The organism is Streptomyces sp. NBC_00287, from assembly GCF_036173105.1.
GTDB lineage: Bacteria > Actinomycetota > Actinomycetes > Streptomycetales > Streptomycetaceae > Streptomyces.
Genome location: NZ_CP108053.1, coordinates 905,852 through 923,396, shown reverse-complemented (window position 1 = coordinate 923,396; position 17,545 = coordinate 905,852). Strand labels below are relative to the sequence as shown.

Genomic DNA, 17,545 nt, shown 5'->3' with positions numbered 1-17,545 from the left:
CCGTCATGGCGTTCCAGGAGGGTGGGTCCATGGCTCGACTCCCGTACCGCAGACGCAAGGATGTCACCGTCGCGTCGCTGCTTCTCCTGGTCCTGGCCCTGCTGCTCGGCCCCGTGCCGAGTTCGGCGGCCGGGACCGAGTGGTGGCTGCCGACCGCCCGGCCCGCGCCGGACTCCCAGATCAACGTCACCGGCGAGCCGTTCACCGGCACCAACGCCCAGGGCGAGGTGCGCGGCTTCGCCGACGTCCACAACCACCTGTTCTCCAACGAGGCGTTCGGCGGCCGGCTCATCTGCGGGAAGGTGTTCTCCGGGGCCGGTATCGGCGACGCCCTCAAGGACTGCCCCGAGCACTACCCCGACGGCTCCCTGGCGATCTTCGACTTCATCACCAACGGCGGTGACGGCAGGCACGACCCGGTCGGCTGGCCCACCTTCAAGGACTGGCCCGCCCATGACTCGCTGACCCACCAGCAGAACTACTACGCTTGGGTGGAGCGCGCCTGGCGCGGCGGCCAGCGGGTCCTGGTCAACGACCTCGTCACCAACGGTGTGATCTGCTCGGTCTACTTCTTCAAGGACCGCTCCTGCGACGAGATGACGTCGATCCGCCTCCAGGCGAAGCTGAGTTACGACCTCCAGGCCTACATCGACAAGATGTACGGCGGCACCGGAAAGGGCTGGTTCCGGATCGTCACCGACAGCGCCCAGGCCCGCCAGGTCATCGAGCAGGGCAAGCTGGCGGTCGTCCTCGGGGTCGAGACCTCCGAACCGTTCGGCTGCAAGCAGATCCTCGACATCGCGCAGTGCAGCAAGGCGGACATCGACAAGGGCCTGGACGAGCTGTACGACCTGGGCGTGCGCAGCATGTTCCTGTGCCACAAGTTCGACAACGCCCTCTGCGGCGTCCGCTTCGACTCGGGCACGCTCGGCACCGCCATCAACGTCGGCCAGTTCCTGTCCACCGGCACCTTCTGGAAGACGGAGGAGTGCACCGGCCCGCAGCACGACAACCCCATCGGCAACGCCTCGGCGGCCGAGGCGGAGGCGGAGCTCCCGGCGGGCGTGGACGTGCCGTCGTACGCCAGTGGCGCGCAGTGCAATGTGCGCGGGCTGACCGAACTCGGTGAGTACGCGGCGCGGGGCATGATGAATCGCGGGATGATGCTGGAGATCGACCATATGAGCGTCAAGGCCACCGGCCGGGTGCTCGACATCTTCGAGGCCGAGTCCTACCCCGGCGTGCTCTCCTCGCACAGCTGGATGGACATGGACTGGACCGCGCGGGTCTACGGCCTCGGCGGCTTCATCGGCCAGTACATGCACGGCTCCGAGGGCTTCATCGCGGAGGCCGACCGCACGGAGGCGCTGCGCGACAAGTACGGCGTGGGCTACGGCTACGGCACCGACATGAACGGCGTCGGCGGCTGGCCGGGACCGCGCGGAGCGGACGCCCCCAACAAGGTGACGTACCCCTTCACGAGCGTCGACGGCGGCACCGTCATCGACAAGCAGACCACCGGACAGCGCACTTGGGACCTGAACACCGACGGCGCCGCCCACTACGGCCTCGTCCCGGACTGGATCGAGGACATCCGCCGCGTCGGCGGCCAGGAGGTGGTGGACGACCTCTTCCGGGGCGCCGAGTCCTACCTGGACACCTGGGGAGCCTCCGAGCAGCATCAGTCCGCGGTGAATCTCGCCAATAACGCGCCCTCGACGGCCAGTTCGGCGGAGTGGAACCCGTTCACCAGCTACGCGCCCGGCCGGGCCGTCGACGGTGACCGGGGCACCCGGTGGGCCAGCGACTGGAGCGACGACCAGTGGCTGCGGATCGACCTGGGCGCCACCCACCGGGTGGGCAGGGTCACCCTCGACTGGGAGCGCGCCTACGGCAAGGCGTACCGCGTCGAACTCTCCACCGACGGTCAGGCATGGAAGACCGCCTGGTCCACCACATCCGGCGACGGCGGCCTGGACACCGCCCGGTTCACCGGCACCCCCGCCCGCTACGTCCGCGTCCTGGGTCTGGAACGCGGCACCGAATGGGGGTACTCGCTGCACGAGGTGAGCGTCCACAGCAACTGAAGCCCGCCACGAGCACGAGGGACACGCACATGGCACGCATGCCGTCGGCAGAACGGCGCCTGCAGCTGACGGAAGCGGCGATCAGGGCGATGGCCCGGGACGGCGTCGCCAGGACGACGACCCGGTCCATCGCCGCCGAAGCCGGCGTGTCCCTCAGCGTCTTCCACTACTGCTTCGACTCCAAGCAGGCCCTGGTCGAGTCCGTCATCACGACCATCACCGACCACTACGTGACCCTGGTGAAGGAGGCCCTGGTCCCCAGGGCCACGCTCCAGGAGACCGTCCGGGCCGGACTCCAGGCGTACTGGGACCACGTCCGCGCCCACCCGGACGAGCACATGCTCACCTACGAACTGACCCAATACGCCCTGCGCCAACCGGGGTTCGAGCATCTGGCCCGACGGCAGCACGAGCTGTACCGCGAGACCTATGCCGAGCTGATCGAGCAGTTGCGCACGACCATGGACCTTCGACTGCGGGTGCCGGTATCGGTGTTGGCGCGCTATCTGGCCGCGATGACCGACGGACTCACTCTGAACTACCTGGTGTTGGGCGACGAGGAGGCCTGGGCTGGGGTCCTGGATACGGTCATCGCGCACATCGCGGGGCTCGTGGACGGGTCATGACGGATCGTCGACCCACTTGAGCATCAGCGCCTCGCGCTCCTCGCGGCCGGGGTTGGCGTCGCCGACAAGGTCGCGGCGCCACAGGAGGAGGTCGTCAAGGGCGGTGCGGCCGTCGACGAGCCGGTTCAGCAGTGTGCGGGAGAGCTCGTACTCCACCGGACCGTAGATCCCTCCAGCGATGGGCGTCAGGACGCTCACCTCGACCGTCTCCTCGGCGGCCCCGATCCGTACCGTGAACGCCGGCGGCAGATCCCCGCCACCGGTGAGCGCGACGACCACCGCGTCGAAGGCCTGGGAGAACCGGCGACGGGAGGCGGACCGTACGGGTACGTCGGCGACCTCGATCCGCTGCACCTCGTCCCAGCTCCAGGACCGCCCGTGCTCGATCCCCAACGCCTCGACACCGTCCTTGGACAGCCGTACCCCGGCCGCCGTTCCCACCGGCTCGGCGCCTATGTACACCGAGCCCTCGGTGATCCAGAACAGGCCGACCATGGCCATGCGTTCCTCCTCGTGCTTGTCTCGGCCTGTGAGACGACGGGAGGGAGCGCCTGGTTGCACGTACGGCTCAGCGGGGCAGCCAGTCGTCGAGAGCGTCGATGAGCCGATCGAGGGCGGGCTCCACGGTGGAGCGGTCGGTGATGACCGTACGGCCGTCGATGCGCAGGGTGTACTGGAACATGTCCTTCGCGTCCATGTCCATCGTGAAGCTGGGGACTTCGGCGAGGGCGGGATCGCCGAGCAGGGTGCGCAGTTCGGTGAACTGGGCCTTCGTGGTGCGGCGGACGTTCGGCTCGCCCTTCTCGCTGGTGTAGACGGTGCCGTCGGTACGCAGGATCACCGTCTGGTGGACGCCGGTGAAGCCCCCGGTGACGGTCATGACCACGAGCTTCGGGTCGGATCGGCCGGTGGTGGGGACGGGGGTCGGGGGCCTGGAGGACGCCTGCGAGGGGTTGGGTGTGGGCTCGTCGGGCGACGGTGAGGGAGAAGCCGCGGTGACCGCCGATGGCGTCGGGGCCGCCGCCGGGCCTTCGTCGGCGCAGCCGGACAGAGCGGCCACGCACACCAGCGCCGCCGTCGCCGACGTACGTCTTCCGATCACCGTTCCCCCACTCGGCCGATCGTCTCCGCCACATGGTGGATACCACGGAATCGATCCATCCTGGGAGTTCCGCGTCACGTCGTGATGTCCGGAGGCGTCTGGAGGCCCCTCATGCCCGAACCGTCCGTCCTCGCCTCGCTGGTGTCGGCCCTGCGGGAGGGGACGATCGAAGTAGTCGACCTCACGGCGCCGTTGTCGGCGGCGACTCCACTGATCCAACTGCCGTCAGAATTCGGGCAGACGGCGGCCTTCGAACTCCAGGAGATCAGCCGGTACGACGGCCGGGGGCCCGCCTGGTACTGGAACAACTTCCGCACCGGCGAGCACACCGGCACCCACTTCGACGCCCCGAACCACTGGGTGACCGGACGCCACCTCGACGACGTGGCGTCCGTACCGGCGCGCAGACTCATCGCGCCCGCCGCGGTGCTGGACTTCACGGCCGAGGCGGAACAGAACCCGGATTTCCTCCTGGAAGTGGACCATGTGAAGGCCTGGGAGGCGGAGCACGGGCCGCTGCCCGACGGTGGGTGGCTGCTCCTGCGCACCGGCTGGGACGCCCGGGCAAACTCGCAGGAGGAGTTCCTGAACGCCGACGACAGCGGCCCGCACACGCCGGGTCTGTCGCCGCAGTGCGCGCGCTGGGTGGCCGAGGAGTCGCCGGTGATCGGGCTCGGCGTCGAGACGGTGGGGACGGACGCGGGGCGCGGGCACGCCTTCGATCCGGCCTTCCCCTGCCACTCGTACCTCATGGGCAACGACAAGTACGGCCTGACGCAGTTGCAGAACCTCGCCTCGCTGCCGCCGACGGGCTGTGTCCTCATCGCGGGACCGCTGCCCATCGTCACCGGGTCCGGATCCCCGGCGCGGGTGCTGGCGCTGGTGGAGCGCTGATGAAGGTCGCCGAGGCCGTTGGACGGGCGCTGGTGGCGGCCGGGGTCGGACAGGTCTTCGGGGTGGTCGGGTCCGGGAACTTCCATCTGACCAATGCCATGGTGGCGGCCGGGGCACGGTTCGTCGCCGCCCGGCATGAGGGAGGCGCGGCGACGATGGCCGACGCGTACGCCCGCATGAGCGGCACCGTGGCGGCGCTGACGGTGCATCAAGGGCCCGGGCTGACCAATGCGTTGACGGGCATCACGGAGGCGGCGAAGAGCCTTACGCCGCTGCTGGTGCTGGCGGCCGAGGTGACGGACCAGCGCTCCAACTTCCATGTCGATCAGGAGGCGTTGGCGCGGGCGGTGGGTGCGGTGCCGATCCGGGTCGCGTCGGCGGAGGATGCGGTCGGGCAGGCCTGCGAGGCGGTGCGACGGGCTCTGCACGAGCGGCGGACACTGGTCCTCAACCTCCCTCTGGAGGCGCAGAGTTCGGACGTCCCGGCCGATGCGCTGGCTCAAGCCGGTCCGCCACCGCCGCGGGTGGTGGTCGAGCCAACGGCTGCCGATGTCGAGGACTTGGCGCGGGTGCTCGCCCGGTCCCGGCGCCCGGTGTTCGTGGCCGGGCGTGGCGCACGCTCGCCGGGTGCGCGGGGCGCACTGGAAGCGCTCGCGGAGCACTGCGGGGCCCTGCTGGCGACGTCGGCCGTGGCGCGGGGCCTGTTCCGGGGCAGTCCGTGGTCGCTGGACGTGTCCGGGGGATTCTCCTCGCCACTGGCGGCCGAGCTGATCGCGGGCGCCGACACGATCGTGGCCTGGGGCTGCACACTCACCGGGTGGACGACTCGGCACGGCCGCCTGATCGGCGCCGAAGCCACGGTCGTACGGGTCGACGACGACGCACTCAGGGACCCGGGGGTCACCGGCGATGTGGAGCTCACGGCGAGGCGGGTGCTGGAGGCGAGCGGCAGCCCACGGGAGGGCTACCGGACCCCCGAGAACGCAGAGGCCCTGGCCGCACGCCTACGTTGGCGGGACATCCCGTACGAGGACACGAGCACCCGCGACCGGATCGACCCCCGCACCCTGAGCATCGCACTCGACGACATCCTGCCCACCGAGCGCGTCGTGGCCGTGGACTCCGGCAACTTCATGGGCTACCCGATCATGTACCTCTCGGTCCCGGACGAACAAGGCCTCTGCTTCACCCAGGCCTTCCAGTCCATCGGCCTGGGTCTCGCCACCGCCATCGGCGCGTCCTTGGCCCGCCCGGACCGCCTCACGGTGGCCGCCCTGGGCGACGGCGGCGCGCTGATGGGAGCGGCGGAACTGGACACGGTCCACAGGCTCGGGCTGCCGATGGTGGTCGTCGTCTACAACGACGACGCCTATGGCGCGGAGGTCCACCACTTCGGCCCCGAGGGGCACCCCCTCGACACAGTCCGCTTCCCCGAGACGAACATCGCGGCCGTGGCACGCGGCTACGGCTTCGAGGCGGTGACAGTGCGGACGCGGGCGGATCTGAAGGCCGTGTCGGACTGGATGGCGGGGCCGCGGTCGGCGCCGCTGCTCGTCGACGCCAAAGTGGTGGCCGAGCAGGGGAGTTGGTGGCTGGAGGAGGCATTCCGGGGCCATTAGGCCGGTGCGCCTGGCCGAAACCAGGCGCACCGTTCGAGGAGCCGGCGATTACGGCCGGCCGACCACACGCCCCAGCTCGATCCGGTCGATGTTCGGCGCCCAGGCGCTCGCGTTGCCGAACGTCACCTTGTTGGCGCCTTCCTTCAGGTCCACGGGCACGGCCACCGTCCAGTAGTCGTCCCAGCTCCAGGTGTTCTTGAAGGTGACCTTCTTCGGGGTTTCGGAGCCCACCGTGACGTCTGCCGTACGGGACATGATGTCCGTGTTGTAGGCGTGGCCGTTGTCGCGGCGGTCGTTGTGGGCGTAGTGGACGACCAGGAGGTAGCGGCCCGCCTCGGGGGCGGCCAACGTGAACTCGGCCGTGCTGGAAGGGCCGTTGCCGAGCCAGCCGATATAGGAACCGGCCGAGGCGTACGCGGAGTCGACCAGCTTGGCGCCGCCCGCGAGGACCGCCGACGCACCCTCGTAGGAGAGGGCACCTCGTGTCGAGCCCTCACCCGAGACGTCCAGGGAGCGGACCGAGGCGTGCGGGGACGTCATCGCCACGCGGTTGTTGCCCGCCGCGAGATACAGCCGCAGCGGGCGGCCCGGAGCCGCCGTCACCGTCTCGCCGTGCAGAGCGAGCTTCACCGCGGCCGACGCCCTCGGCGTCACCGTGTAGTAGCCGTCGCGCGGCGCGTACACGTCGAACACCGCCTTGTCGCCCGAGCGCAGGACCAGGGCGCCCGTGCCGACTCCGGCCGACGAGGAGTAGTCGTACGACGGCTTGCCGCTGACGTCCGCGAGCGTGGCCTCGTACGACGCGGAGGCGGCACCTTCGCGCGCGGTGAGGTCGATACGGTCCAGGGTGACCTCGGCGTCGCCCTTCGCCAGGGTCAGCACGTGGGTGCCGGCCTTGAGGGAGACGGTCACGTCCTTCTTGGCGCGGTAGGTCCAGTTCTCGGTGGAGGGATAGGTCACCGTCACCGGGGTGCCGCCGTCCACCGACAGCTTCTGCGTCGCCGGCGCGCCGGACTGGTTGCCGTACAGGATCGCCAGGTCGTACGAGCCGTCCCGGGGGACCGTCACCGTGAAGTCGACCTTGCTGGTGGCCTGGTTGAGGGAGCCCACGTCCTTCGTTCCGGACGCCGCGTAGCCGTTGGCGTTGCTCACCGTGCCCTGCGTGTAGACCTTGCCGTCGGTGATGGCCGCCTCCTCGGCCTCGTACGACGCCGACCACGGCACCGAAGCGGTGGACGGGGTGCCCGAGCCGCCGGGCGTAAGCACGATCCGGTACGCCGACATCTTGTGCATGCCGCGCAGCGGGACGGTCACCGAGCCGTCCTCGGCCACGCGCAGCTTGGTGCGGGTCAGCACCCTCGGCGCCACGTGCTGTCCCTCGTAGCCCGACCAGGCGGCCTCGGCGACGGTCGCGGTGACGGTGCCGCCGAAGACGGAGCGGGAGACATTGCGCACCACGACGTCCGAGTCACCGGCCGAGCCGCCCAGCAGCACCTGCGCCTGGCGACGGGAAGTGTCCACGGAGGCCAGGCCCTGAAGGGTGTCTATGGTGTTGGGCTGCGGCGGGGTCACCTTCACGGTGTCGCCCGTCAGACCCGCGTACCAACGAAACAACCACCAGCCGCCGTTGGGGATGTTGGAGCGGACCACATTGCCGTCCAGGTTCCCGGCCGCGTCCCAGTACGCCTGGTTGGCGTACACCTTGTTCCGCTCGAACATCGAGACCCACTGCACGAGTTGGCCCGGCACGGAGAGGTCACGGCGGTTGGCGTACTCATCGATGTTGATCTTCAGCGGGCCGATGCCCAACTCGCGCTCGAGCGCACGGTAGTTGTCGTAGTGCCCCTGAAAGTCGCGCAGCGAGCCCGAGCTCAGCTCGTGCCAGGTCATGATGTCGGGCAGGACGTTCTCGCGCTTGGCGAAGGTGAGGAAGTCCCGCAGGAAGCGGGGGTAGTAGCCGGTCTCGTTGGGTCCTGCGATCACCGCGTCCGGGTCGATGGCGCGGATCCGCTGGTACACCGTCTTCCAGTGCGCGAGGAACCGGTCCCGCTCGACCTCGTACTGCGCCTGGTCGGGGAGGTTGAGCTTGTACCAGATGAAGTCGGGTTCGTTGAACGGGATGTAGACGAAGCGGTCGCTGTTGGGGTCGGCGGCGATCTCCTTGGTGATCTTGTCGACCTTGGGGAGATAGTCGTCGATGCCGAGGTCCTCGTACGGCCACTTGGCGTACACGTCCTGCATCATCACGTTGATCTCGCCGCCGCCGTTGCGGAAGAACGACTTCGAGACCGTGAGCGCGTCGCCGTTGGGGTGCTGGGCGCCGCCCTCCGGCTTCTGCGAGATACTCGTGAGCTTCAGCGGCTCCAGCATGGCGTCGCTGGGCACTCCGTCGTCGCTGAGCCCGTACAGGGCGCCGTTGGCGCCGAGCATCACCGGGCCTTCGGAGGCGGCGAGGTCGACGGTGAGGCGCTGGGGGTCGGCGGCCGCGGCCGCCGGTCCGGACGCGGGGAGGGTGGCTGCCATGGCGGCTACTCCAAGTGCGGCTGTGATCAGGGCGGTTCTGAAACGGGATCTCGTGCGGGTGGGGGTGATCACGCTGGACCTCCGGTCATTTGACGGCTCCACTGGTGATTCCGGACACGATCTTTCGCTGGCCGACGAGGAACACGGCCACCATGGGCAGGCTCATCACCACGACATACGCGAAGACGAGATGCCAGTTGTTGAGGTAGAGCTGGGCGCTGGCCACCTGGTAGAGGTTGAGCGGCAGGGTGGCGCGGTCGCCGCCGCCGAGGACGAAGAAGGCGTAGAAGACATCGCTCCAGGCATAGAGCATCACCATGATCGTCGCGGTGGCGATCACCGGCCTGAGCAGCGGAAGGACGATCCGCGCGAAGATCCGCGCCGGTGACGCCCCGTCCATCCGGGCCGCCTCCTCCAGCTCCAGCGGGATGGCGCGGATGAAACCGGTCATGAAGAAGATCGACGTCGACAGATACATGCCGGTGTAGACGGCGATCATCCCGGGCCGGGAGTTCGCCAGGCCCAGTTGCCTGAGCTCCATCGCGATGGTGATGACCGCCGGGGGCAGCAGCAGTCCGCTGATGCACAGCGCGTACGCGGCCGACACCAGCTTCGACTTCCGGCGCGCGAAGACCCAGGCGGCACCCGCGCCAAGAAGCAGCACGAGCAGCACCGAAGGCACCACGACGAGCAGGGAGTTGACGAAACCCCGCAGCATCTCGCCCTGGTCGACGGCGTCCTCGTAGTTGGCGCCGGGCTGCCAGTGGTCCGGCAGGTCCAGATTCGGCTTGATCGACTCCGCCTGAGACTTGGCCGAGGTGACCGCGACCAGCCACAACGGCACGCCGACCGCGAGCCCGGCGAGCAGCAGGACGATCGCGGGGCGGCCGTAGCGCCACAGCACCGGGGTCACAGCAGCTGCTCCCTTCGGCGGAGCCCCACGACCAGCGGGATCGCGACCGCGACCACCACCAGGAACAGGACGAGGCTCATCGCGGAGGCCTGGGCGTACAGGCCCTGTCCGAAGATCCGGAACATGTAGATGTTGAAGACCTCGGTGGAGGCCGCGGGCCCGCCGCCCGTCGTCGCCTGCACGATGTCGAAGGTGTTCATCGAGCCGATCAGCGCCGTGGTGACATTGAAGGTGACCGCCGGCGCGAGCATCGGCCAGCGCACCGACCAGAACGTCCGCCAGGGCCCCGCGCCGTCCATCCGGGCGGCCTCCAGCATGTCGCCCGGGATGCCCTTGAGCCCAGCCAGATAGATCAGCATGGCCAGGCCCATCCACTTCCAGCCGTGAACGAGGGTCACCACGACCAGCGTCCACGTCGTCGACCCGAGCCACGGAACGTCCGTACCGAGCACGGAGTTGACGGCACCGTCCTGGTCGAGCAGCGCCTGGAAGACGTAACCCGTGGCCAGTGCGGAGATCAGCACTGGCAGGAAGAACACCGCACGGAAGAATCGGTTGAAGCGGGTGTCGGCCTCCAGCAGCAGCGCGAGCACCAGACCGAAGCCGTTCTGGAACAGCGCCGCCAGCAGCGCGTACAGCAGCGTCGTGCGGATCGCGCGCAGCAGTGAGCCGTCGTCGGCGATGGTCTTGAAGTTGTCGAGGCCGGTGAAGGCGATGTCCGCGTGGTACGAGGACCAATTGGTGAACGGATAATAGAAGTTCAGCAGGTTGGGCACCAGGAAGAACCCCGCGAAGACGGCGATCGCGGGGAGCGCGAACCACCAGGGATGGTGCACGGCGGCGCGTGGCAGCCGCCCGGGCTTGTTCCTCGGCGCGCCCTTCGCGGGCGCGGACTCTGTGCGCACGACCGTGTCCGCCATCGCTAGAACCCGGACGCGCCCTGCGCCTTGGCCACCTGGGCGAACTGGTCCTGGATGGCCTGGGCGACCTGCTGCGGACTCTTCTTCCCGAAGATCATGTCGGCGAGGTAGAGATGGGTGTCCGGTGCGACGATCGCCTTGGCCTGGAACACCCCGATGGCCTTCGGTAGCGCCGCCACCTGGGCCTGGGACGTCTGCGGCAGCCCCTCTGGCGTGGGCACCGACGGCTGCACGGACGGGATCTTCATCGTTTTGATGTAGTCGGCGTAGTCGGGCCCGAGCCAGAACGCCAAGAACTGCCGGGCCGCGTTCTGCCGCTTCTCGTCACCGGTCTTGAAGGCGACGACCCCGTTGGTCTGGTCGGGGGAGTACATGCCGGTGGCCGAGGAGTTGGCGATCGGGAACCAGCCGATCTTCTCGTCGATCTCGGCGGTGGAGTACTTGGCCTGCAACTGGCTCTGGAAGGAAGTGACGTTGAGGACCATGCCGGCCTCGCCCTTCCACAGGGCGTCGGCCTGACCGGTGAACGTGCCCGTCCGGTAGTTCTTCTGGGCGAGCCCGGCGTCGAGCAGCTTCTCCTTGTATTTCTTGACCGCGCCGACCACGACCGGGTCGGTCCACTTCTCCTTGTTCTGGTTCAGCCCGTCCCACCACTGCGCTTCTAGGTCGGTGAGCTGGACCTGCATCTGCCACTGGAGCGGCCACTTGTCGCCGCCGGCCTCGTAGAAGGCGGCGGCATCCGTCTCGTCGACGACCTTGTCGCCGAAGGCGAGGAGCTCGTCGTAGGACTTCGGGAAGTCCGTCTCGGTGAGTCCGGCCTGCTCGAAGACGTCCTTGTTGTAGTAGACGCCGAGCATGGCGGGGCTGGTGACGATCGCCGCGTAGCGCTTGCCATCGATGACGCCGAGCGACTTCTCCGTGTCGCCGAGCTTCCCGACCCACTCCTCGCCGTCGAGGGTGAGGAGGTTCTGCTGCGGCTGCACGAACGGCAAGGTGGAGATGGACGGTTGCCAGAACATCAGGTCCGGACGGTCGCCGGAGGCCAGTTTGGTCGGCACGTTCTGCTCGTAGAGGTCCGGGATCGCCTGCGTCTCCACCTCGGCGCCGGTGGCCTTCTCGAAGGCGTCGATGACCTGCTTCGGCGCGTTGACCGTGTTCTGCGCGGTCCACATGGTCAGCTTCACGCCGTCGAGACGGGCGGTCGGGTCGACCGCCGACTGCTTGGAGTCGGAGTCGGATTCCGAGGCCGTGGGGTCGCTGCACGCGGTGGCGGCCAGGGCGAGGGCGCCTATCAGCGCCAGTGCGGGGAGTGCTCTTCTCTTCATCACGAGCCTTTCGGAGCAGGTGGTTCAGGAAGGGGGACTCGCAACTGCACTACGGTCACGCGGGCGGCGGCCCCGAGCTCTCCCGCACCACCAACTCCGGTACGGAGACGGGATGCGGCGCGACCTGGGCGGACTCCTCCACCGCCCCGTGCAGCAGGGCGAACGCGGCCCGTCCGAGGCCGGTGAAGTCCAGGCGTACGGTCGTCAGCGACGGCGTCAGATACGCCGAGTGCGGGGCGTCGTCGAACCCGGCCACGCTGACCTCGTCCGGGACCGCGCGGCCGGCCTCGTGCAGGGCGCGCAGCACGCCGAGCGCGAGGTCGTCGTTGCCGCACAGGATCGCGGTGACGGCAGAGTCCTTCGCGAGCTTGCGGCCCGCCGTATGACCGCCCGCCGGGCCCCAACTCCCCTGGAGGGGGCGCGGTTCGGGGGCTCCGGCCTCCCTGAGTGCCTGCCGCCAGCCGCTGGTCCGTGCGCTGGTGCGGCGGGTGCTGGAGGGGATGGCGACGTAGTGCACGGTCTCGTGGCCGAGGGCGAGGAGATGCCGGGTCACCTGGTAGGCGGCCTCGCGGTCGTCGGTCCAGACCCAGGGGTGGTCCTCGCTCGGCGGACTCGCGGGGGTCTCCACGACGCCGACGACCGGGAGTTCGGCGGGGACGGAGGCCAACGCCCGTACGCCGGCCGGATCGTAGGCGATCACGATCAGCCCGCCGCCCGCGTCCGCCGCGCGCTGTACCTCGGCGGCGACCGCGGCTTCCTCCGCCGATTCGAGTACGCCGATCCCGACCGCGTAGGACGCGGCGCGGGCGGCCTCCTCGATGCCCTGGAGGATGGAGGCGTAGCCGTAGTGCGTGGTGTTGGCGGTGAGCACGGTCACGGCCCGGCTGCGCCCGCTGGCGAGCGCCAGGGCGGTGGCGTTGCGGCGGAACCCCAGCTCGTCGATGGCCGCGAGCACACGATCCCGGGTGGACGGCTTGACGCTGGGGTGGCCGTTGATGACCCGGGAGACGGTCTGGTACGAGACGCCGGCGGCGGTCGCGACGTCCCGGATGCTCGCCGGGCGCCTTGTGTGACCGGTCACATTCATGCCAGGATTGTGACCGGTCACATATGGGCCGTCAAGAGACCGTAACGAGGGATTCACAAGGGGGAGCACCTTGACCGGTACGGCGGACGCGGATCCCAACGGCGCGCAAACTACGTTCACTTGGGGTCATTCAGCCCTGGAGACCGAGTTCGCCGTCGCCTCCGACGGGACACTGCGGACGGTCCGGCTGGGGGACACCGGTGCCGTCGATCCGGAGGCCGCCCTCCCTCTCGTCGAGCTCACCGCCTTCGGTCACGGGAGCGGCTGGTCCGGACCGCGCTTCACCGGTACGGCCCTCGGCGCGCGCCTTCGCTACCGGGGACACCGGACCGGCGGGGATGGGCTGACCGTCGAACTCCACGACCCGGCAACCGGGTTGACGGCGTTCGCCGAACTGTCCTGCCCTGCCGGAGTGCCCGTACTCCGCTCCCGCGTCCGGCTCCGCAACGACGGCGCCGGCCCCCTGATCGTGCAGTCCGTGAGCAGCCTGCTGCTGGGCGGACTGCCGGCTGCCGACACCCTCGACGTCCACCGGGCACGCAACGACTGGCTAGCGGAGTGCCGTTGGTACACCGAGCCCCTGCGCGCCACCGTCGCCGACATCAATGTCGACGTCCATCAGCACGACAGCCGGGCAGCGCTTGTCTGTACTGGGCGCGGCAGTTGGCCCACCGACGGCCAGTTGGCGATGGGCGCGGTCACGGACCGGGACAGTGGCCGGGCCTGGCTGTGGCAGATCGAGTCCCCGGCCGGCTGGCGCTGGGACCTGGGGGAGTGGGCGCACGGCACCCATCTGGCGCTGAACGGCCCCACGGACGCGGAGCACCAGTGGCGGGTCCGGCTCGCGCCCGGCGAGGAGTTCACCACCGTGCCCGCCGCGCTGGCGGTCGGCTCCGGGTTCGACGAGGCGCTCGGCGCGCTCACGGCGTACCGCCGTGCGATCCGCCGCCCGCACCCTGACCACACGCGCCTGCCCGTCGTCTTCAACGACTACATGAACACTCTGATGGGCGACCCGACGACCGAGAAGCTGTTGCCGCTGATCGACGCCGCCGCCGAGGCCGGGGCGGAGTACTTCTGCATCGACTCCGGCTGGTACGACGACAGCGAGGGTTGGTGGGACAGCGTCGGGGAGTGGCTGCCGTCCTCACGCCGGTTTCCGGACGGCGGTATCGGGGTGGTCCTGGACCGGATCCGGCAGCGCGGCATGGTGCCGGGGCTGTGGCTGGAGCCGGAGGTCGTTGGCGTGCGCAGCCCGGTCGCGGACGCGCTTCCGCCCGAGGCCTTCTTCCAGCGTGACGGTGTCCGCCTCGTCGAACAGGGCCGCCACCAGCTGGACTTGCGGCACCCCGCGGCCCGCGCCCACTTGGACAAGACGGTGGACCGTCTGGTCGGCGACTGGGGCGTGGGCTATCTCAAGCTGGACTACAACATCGCCGTCGACCCCGGCACCTGCGGCCCCGACGACCTGGCACCCGGCGCCGGCCTCCTCGGCCACGCCCGCGCCTACCTCGACTGGCTGACCGGCGTCCTGGATCGCCACCCCGAGCTGGTGATCGAGAACTGCGCCTCGGGCGGGATGCGCATGGACGGCGCCACGCTCGCCGTCATCCAACTCCAGTCCACCAGCGACCAGCAGGACCCCCTGCGCTACCCGCCGATCGCGGCCGCGGCGCCGACGGCGGTGCCGCCGGAACAGGGTGCCGTCTGGGCCTACCCGCAGGCCGAGTTCGACGACGACCTGATTGCCGTCACGCTCGGCGGGGCGCTGCTGGGGCGTATTCATCTCTCCGGCCATCTGAATCGGATGACGGAGGCTCAACTCGCCCTCGTCCGGGACGCGGTGACGACGTACAAGACGATCCGTGGGGACCTGGCGCGATCGGTGCCCTTCTGGCCGCTGGGTCTGCCGGGTTGGACGGACGAGTGGCTGGCGCTAGGTCTGCGCACCGAGGGCACTACCTACGTCTCGGTCTGGCGTCGAGGCGGTCCGGCCGAACTCCGTTTCCCTGTAGCTCACTTGGCGGGCCGGACGGTACGGCCGGACATCCTCCACCCCTCCCGCCCCGACGCCGGCTCGGCCGACTGGGACGGGGAGGGGCTCAGGGTGTCCGTGCCGCACGCGCCCGGTGTGCTGCTGATTCAGCTGACCGTCAGCTCGTAGAACCCCCGCCCGAACGTCGCCGCCACCAGCCGCCGATGCCCCGCGTCGTACTCGATGTCGTCCACCGGCACCGCGGGCATGCCCCGGCCAAGGCGCATCCAGTGGCCGCCGCCCGTGAAGCTCGCGAACACGCCCTGGTCGGTGCCGATGTACAGGACGCCGCCCCGGGCCACGACGAGGTCGTTGACGGGGGCCGCCGGGAGGTTGCCCGAGAGGTTGCGCCAGTGGGCGCCGCCGTCGGTGCTGCCGTAGACGTGGGGGAGCGGGGAGCCGGAGCGGTAAGCGGAGTGGGTCGTCCAGACGCGGTCGGGGTTCTTCGGATCGACGACCACCCGGGTCACCCAGGGCCGTCCCTCCGCGAGCTTAGTCCAGGTCGCCCCGAGGTCCTTGGTGACCCAGACGCGGCCGTCGTCCGTGGCGACGTACACCGTGCGTCCGTCCGAGGCGGGCGCGATCGACGTGATGGTCCCGAAGTTGGTGTAGATCGGATCCGCGCCGGGGCCGCCTGTCAGGTCCGGGCTGATGGGGTGCCAGGTCTCGCCGCCGTCCGTGGAGCGGTTGAGCACCTCGGCGCCGTAGTAGAGGATCTTCGGGTCGCGCGGGTCGTGGACGACCGGGGTGAACCAGTTGCGGCGCTTGAAGGTCGTGCCGTTCGCGAAGTACGTGAGGGTGTCGCCGCCGTCGGTGGAGCGGAAGCAATTGCCGTACTGGTAGCAGGCGATGACCTTGTTCACGTCGGTCGGGTCGATGAGGTTCTCCTCGCCGTCGCCGCCGAGGTACTCGTTGAAGCCGTCCCCGCCCCAGGAGCGCAGTGAGCCGTTGTCCTGGGAGCCGCCGGAGATCCGGGTGACGTCCTGGGGGCTGATGGCCGCGCTGTAGAGCTGGGTGTACGGCTCGTGGCGGGCCTTGACCCAGCCGCCGTCGCCGTCGGAGTCGGAGCGGTAGACGCCGCCGTCGTTGCCGAGGTAGACGCGGCCCGGGTGGCGCGGGTCCCACACCATGGCGTGGTGGTCGACGTGGATGCTGGTGTCGTCCGCCGTCCAGGTGCCACCACCGTCCTTCGTGGTGAGCAGGGCGACACCGGCCACATGCGCGTGCTCGGTGTTCCTGGGGTCGATCCACACCTTGCCGAACCACCAGCCGAAGCTGGACTGAGAGGCCGTGAGGGCGGCGTTGTCCGGTGTGCGCGTCCAGTTGTCGCCGCCGTCGGAGGAGGCGTAGAAGCCCTCGAAGGGGCCGCTCGCCTTGTTGACGATGGCATAGAGGCGGTCCCCGGCCACGGCGAGGCCGATGCGGCCCACGTCCGGGCCCTGGGCGGGCAGTCCGCCGCCGAGCCGCTGCCAGGTCGCGCCGTCGTCGTCACTGCGGAAGACGCCCGAGCCGACACCGCCGTAGGTCCGAAGGTCGGGGCGGCGGCGGTGGTCCCACAGCACGGCGTAGAGGCGGTCGCCGTCCTTGATGATCTCGGTGGCGCCGGTGAACTCGTTCGCGCCCGCGAGGATCCGCTCCCAGGTCGCGCCGCCGTCCTCGGTGCGGTAGACGCCCCGGTCGCCGCCGCCGTTGTAGAGCGAGCCGGCCGCGGCGACGTAGATGCGGCGCGGGTTCGCCGGGTCGATGGTGATGGCGCTGATCGCGCCGGAGTCGCGCAGGCCGAGCGGCTGCCAGCTGCGGCCGCCGTCCTTGCTGCGGTACAGGCCCGTGCCCTCGTAAGTGATGCTGCCGCCGCCCGGGTTGGGCTCGCCGGTGCCGACGTACAGGGTGCCGTCCGGGGCGGTCGCCACCGCGCCCATGGCCTGCGTCCAACTGTCCGGCCACACCGAGTGGAAGGTCTGCCCGGCGTCGGTGCTGCGCCACAGGCCGCCGCTCGCGGCCGCCGCGTACAGGGTGTCCGCGCGTTTGGGGTCGAGGGCGAGGGAGACGATCCGGCCGCCGATGTTGGTCGGGCCTACGCTCTTCCAGCGCCCGCCCACGGTGGGCAGTTCGCGGGCCTCGGCCGCCGCGAGGTCATGGGCGTGCCGGGGTATCGACTCGCCGGGCAGGGTCTTCTGGAGGTAGCGGTACTCCGCCGGTGCGGCCGGACCCCGGACCGGCCGGTACACATCGGTCGGCGGGGGCGGTGGTGCCGCGGACGCCGGTGCCGCGAGCAGGGCGGCTCCGGTGACCGCGGCAAGCATCAGCGACAGCAGACCTCTGCCCATGAGAACCCCTTCGTAGTCATGCCCGCGTCAATCGGCAACGACGGTACGGGAGAGGTGAGTTGAGCAGAAGGGCGCCGCCGGAAGCGG

The 17,545-nt window shown here is 69.8% G+C and carries 13 protein-coding genes; 5 read left to right on the top strand and 8 right to left on the bottom strand.

The features are described from left to right. The first annotated feature begins 29 nt into the window (after positions 1-29). The gene (locus OHT76_RS04570) at positions 30-2,087 is read left to right on the top strand and encodes a galactose-binding domain-containing protein (RefSeq protein ID WP_328869432.1); all 2,058 of its coding nucleotides are present in this window, start codon (positions 30-32) and stop codon (positions 2,085-2,087) included. A 29-nt stretch (positions 2,088-2,116) separates the two neighbouring features. Further along, positions 2,117-2,713 (top strand): TetR/AcrR family transcriptional regulator, encoded by a 597-nt coding sequence (locus OHT76_RS04565; protein ID WP_328869431.1) that lies wholly within the window; start codon positions 2,117-2,119, stop codon positions 2,711-2,713. On the opposite strand, the gene OHT76_RS04560 is transcribed toward OHT76_RS04565, so the two are convergent. Continuing rightward, positions 2,708-3,214, bottom strand: a complete 507-nt coding sequence (locus OHT76_RS04560; RefSeq protein WP_328869430.1) for a hypothetical protein — start codon at positions 3,212-3,214, stop codon at positions 2,708-2,710. The two genes, OHT76_RS04565 and OHT76_RS04560, sit on opposite strands and share 6 nt — an antisense overlap. A gap of 67 nt (positions 3,215-3,281) precedes the next feature. Next, on the bottom strand, positions 3,282-3,815 hold the full coding sequence (locus OHT76_RS04555) for a hypothetical protein (protein WP_328869429.1): 534 nt from the start codon (positions 3,813-3,815) through the stop codon (positions 3,282-3,284). A 111-nt stretch (positions 3,816-3,926) separates the two neighbouring features. Between OHT76_RS04555 and OHT76_RS04550 the strand changes: the two genes are divergently transcribed. Further along, positions 3,927-4,709 carry a cyclase family protein gene (locus OHT76_RS04550; RefSeq protein WP_328869428.1) on the top strand — a complete coding sequence of 261 codons (783 nt, stop codon included), beginning with the start codon at positions 3,927-3,929 and terminating at the stop codon, positions 4,707-4,709. Continuing rightward, on the top strand, positions 4,709-6,328 hold the full coding sequence (locus tag OHT76_RS04545; protein ID WP_328869427.1) for a thiamine pyrophosphate-binding protein: 1,620 nt from the start codon (positions 4,709-4,711) through the stop codon (positions 6,326-6,328). Before OHT76_RS04550 ends, OHT76_RS04545 begins: the two co-directional genes overlap by 1 nt. A 48-nt stretch (positions 6,329-6,376) precedes the next feature. Here OHT76_RS04545 and OHT76_RS04540 read toward each other — a convergent pair whose 3' ends face one another. The 5 genes from OHT76_RS04540 to OHT76_RS04520 form a co-directional block, all read right to left on the bottom strand. Further along, on the bottom strand, positions 6,377-8,851 hold the full coding sequence (locus OHT76_RS04540) for a CBM35 domain-containing protein (RefSeq protein WP_328869426.1): 2,475 nt from the start codon (positions 8,849-8,851) through the stop codon (positions 6,377-6,379). Positions 8,852-8,936: 85 nt separating this feature from the next. Next, positions 8,937-9,764: a carbohydrate ABC transporter permease gene (locus tag OHT76_RS04535; RefSeq protein ID WP_328869425.1), complete on the bottom strand. Its 828-nt coding sequence runs from the start codon at positions 9,762-9,764 to the stop codon at positions 8,937-8,939. Next, positions 9,761-10,684, bottom strand: a complete 924-nt coding sequence (locus tag OHT76_RS04530) for a carbohydrate ABC transporter permease (protein WP_328869424.1) — start codon at positions 10,682-10,684, stop codon at positions 9,761-9,763. Before OHT76_RS04530 ends, OHT76_RS04535 begins: the two co-directional genes overlap by 4 nt. Positions 10,685-10,686: 2 nt before the next feature. Next, on the bottom strand, positions 10,687-12,009 hold the full coding sequence (locus OHT76_RS04525; protein WP_328869423.1) for an ABC transporter substrate-binding protein: 1,323 nt from the start codon (positions 12,007-12,009) through the stop codon (positions 10,687-10,689). Between the two features lie 55 nt (positions 12,010-12,064). Continuing rightward, the gene (locus OHT76_RS04520) at positions 12,065-13,096 is read right to left on the bottom strand and encodes a LacI family DNA-binding transcriptional regulator (RefSeq protein ID WP_328869422.1); all 1,032 of its coding nucleotides are present in this window, start codon (positions 13,094-13,096) and stop codon (positions 12,065-12,067) included. A 70-nt stretch (positions 13,097-13,166) separates the two neighbouring features. Between OHT76_RS04520 and OHT76_RS04515 the strand changes: the two genes are divergently transcribed. Then, on the top strand, positions 13,167-15,260 hold the full coding sequence (locus OHT76_RS04515) for a glycoside hydrolase family 36 protein (protein ID WP_328869421.1): 2,094 nt from the start codon (positions 13,167-13,169) through the stop codon (positions 15,258-15,260). Here the strand turns inward: OHT76_RS04515 and OHT76_RS04510 are convergent. Beyond that, complete coding sequence (locus tag OHT76_RS04510; RefSeq protein ID WP_328869420.1) at positions 15,239-17,458, bottom strand: WD40/YVTN/BNR-like repeat-containing protein; 2,220 nt, start codon at positions 17,456-17,458, stop codon at positions 15,239-15,241. The two genes, OHT76_RS04515 and OHT76_RS04510, sit on opposite strands and share 22 nt — an antisense overlap. Positions 17,459-17,545: the final 87 nt, after the last annotated feature.

Excerpts from the sequence above, each read along its gene's own strand:
- OHT76_RS04570 (WP_328869432.1), top strand. The coding sequence starts at position 30 with ATGGCTCGACTCCCGTACCGCAGACGCAAGGATGTCACCGTCGCGTCG.
- OHT76_RS04565 (WP_328869431.1), top strand. The coding sequence starts at position 2,117 with ATGGCACGCATGCCGTCGGCAGAACGGCGCCTGCAGCTGACGGAAGCG.
- OHT76_RS04560 (WP_328869430.1), bottom strand. The coding sequence starts at position 3,214 with ATGGCCATGGTCGGCCTGTTCTGGATCACCGAGGGCTCGGTGTACATA.
- OHT76_RS04550 (WP_328869428.1), top strand. The coding sequence starts at position 3,927 with ATGCCCGAACCGTCCGTCCTCGCCTCGCTGGTGTCGGCCCTGCGGGAG.
- OHT76_RS04545 (WP_328869427.1), top strand. The coding sequence starts at position 4,709 with ATGAAGGTCGCCGAGGCCGTTGGACGGGCGCTGGTGGCGGCCGGGGTC.
- OHT76_RS04540 (WP_328869426.1), bottom strand. The coding sequence starts at position 8,851 with ATGGCAGCCACCCTCCCCGCGTCCGGACCGGCGGCCGCGGCCGCCGAC.
- OHT76_RS04530 (WP_328869424.1), bottom strand. The coding sequence starts at position 10,684 with ATGGCGGACACGGTCGTGCGCACAGAGTCCGCGCCCGCGAAGGGCGCG.
- OHT76_RS04525 (WP_328869423.1), bottom strand. The coding sequence starts at position 12,009 with ATGAAGAGAAGAGCACTCCCCGCACTGGCGCTGATAGGCGCCCTCGCC.
- OHT76_RS04520 (WP_328869422.1), bottom strand. The coding sequence starts at position 13,096 with ATGAATGTGACCGGTCACACAAGGCGCCCGGCGAGCATCCGGGACGTC.
- OHT76_RS04510 (WP_328869420.1), bottom strand. The coding sequence starts at position 17,458 with ATGGGCAGAGGTCTGCTGTCGCTGATGCTTGCCGCGGTCACCGGAGCC.